This window comes from Streptomyces sp., from assembly GCF_050698815.1.
Taxonomy (GTDB): domain Bacteria; phylum Actinomycetota; class Actinomycetes; order Streptomycetales; family Streptomycetaceae; genus Streptomyces.
The window spans coordinates 1-1,689 of record NZ_JBOHCV010000594.1 but is presented as its reverse complement, the minus strand read 5'-3'; the positions used below and the strand labels follow the sequence as shown (position 1 = coordinate 1,689).

At 68.3% G+C, this 1,689-nt stretch carries 1 protein-coding gene; it reads left to right on the top strand.

The window, feature by feature from the left end; all coding sequences use genetic code 11:
* A partial coding sequence (locus ACRDP3_RS21480) for a transketolase-like TK C-terminal-containing protein (protein WP_431518616.1) occupies window positions 1-1,689 on the top strand: 1,689 nt, incomplete at both ends.

Sequence of the window (1,689 nt, the reverse complement as noted above, 5' to 3'; positions counted from 1 at the left end):
AGCGGCTCCTACATCCGCGACCACTTCTTCGGGGGTGACCAGCGGCTGCGGGCGATGGCCGAGAACATGAGCGACGACCAGCTGCTGCACCTGGGCCGCGGCGGCCACGACCACCGCAAGGTCTACGCCGCGTACAAGGCCGCCAAGGAGCACCAGGGCCAGCCCACCGTGATCCTCGCCCAGACGATCAAGGGCTGGACGCTGGGGCCCAACTTCGAGGGCCGCAACGCCACACACCAGATGAAGAAGCTCACGGTCGACGACCTGAAGGCCTTCCGCGACCGGCTGCGCCTGCCGATCCCCGACAAGGAGCTGGAGTCCGGCGCCCCGCCGTACTACCACCCGGGCCGGGACTCGGAGGAGATTCAGTACATGCACGACCGCCGCCAGGAGCACGGCGGCTACGTGCCGACCCGGGTCAACCGGTCCAAGCCGCTGCCCCTCCCCGGCGACAAGGCGTACGCCGCGGTCAAGAAGGGCTCCGGCCAGCAGCAGATCGCCACCACGATGGCATTCGTGCGGCTGCTGAAGGACCTGATGCGGGACAAGCAGATCGGCAAGCGCTTCGTGCCGATCGCGCCCGACGAGTACCGCACCTTCGGAATGGACTCCTTCTTCCCCTCGGCCAAGATCTACAACCCGCTCGGTCAGACCTACGAGTCCGTGGACCGCGAACTCCTGCTGTCCTACAAGGAGTCACCGACCGGTCAGATGTTGCACGACGGCATCACCGAGGCGGGCTGCACAGCTGCCGCCACCGCCGCCGGCTCGGCATACGCCACGCACGGCGAGCCGCTGATCCCGATCTACGTCTTCTACTCGATGTTCGGTTTCCAGCGGACCGGCGACCAGTTCTGGCAGATGGCCGACCAGATGTCGCGTGGCTTCGTGCTCGGCGCGACGGCCGGCCGCACCACTCTGACCGGGGAGGGGCTCCAGCACGCCGACGGCCACTCGCAGCTGCTGGCCTCAACCAACCCGGCGGCTGTCTCCTACGACCCGGCCTTCGGCTTCGAGATCGCGCACATCGTCAAGGACGGTCTGCGGCGGATGTACGGCTCCAGCCCCGAACACCCGCAGGGCGAGGACGTCTTCTACTACCTCACCCTGTACAACGAGCCGATCCGCCAGCCCGCCGAGCCGGAGAACGTGGACGCCGAGGGCATCGTCCATGGTCTCTACCGCTACCGGGAGGGCGAGAAGGGGACGCTGGAGGCCCAGATCCTCGGCTCGGGTGTGGCCCTTCCCTGGGCCCTGGAGGCACAGCAGATCCTCGCCGACGAATGGAACGTCAGGGCGGACGTCTGGTCGGCGACGTCCTGGAACGAGCTGCGCCGCGAGGCGGTGGACGTCGAACGGCACAATCTGCTGCACCCGGAGGAGGAGCAGCGCGTTCCCTATGTGACGCGGAAGCTCCAGCACGCCGAGGGCCCGAAGGTCGCCGTATCGGACTGGATGCGGTCCGTACCGGACCAGATCGCCCGCTGGGTGCCCGGCACCTTCCAGTCGCTGGGGGCCGACGGTTTCGGCTTCGCCGACACGCGGGGGGCGGCCCGTCGCTTCTTCCACATCGACACGCAGTCGATCGTGCTCGCCGTGCTCACCGAGCTGGCGCGGGAGGGCAAGATCGATCGCTCGGCGCTGAAGCAGGCCGTCGACCGCTATCAGCTGCTGGACGTGACGGCGGCG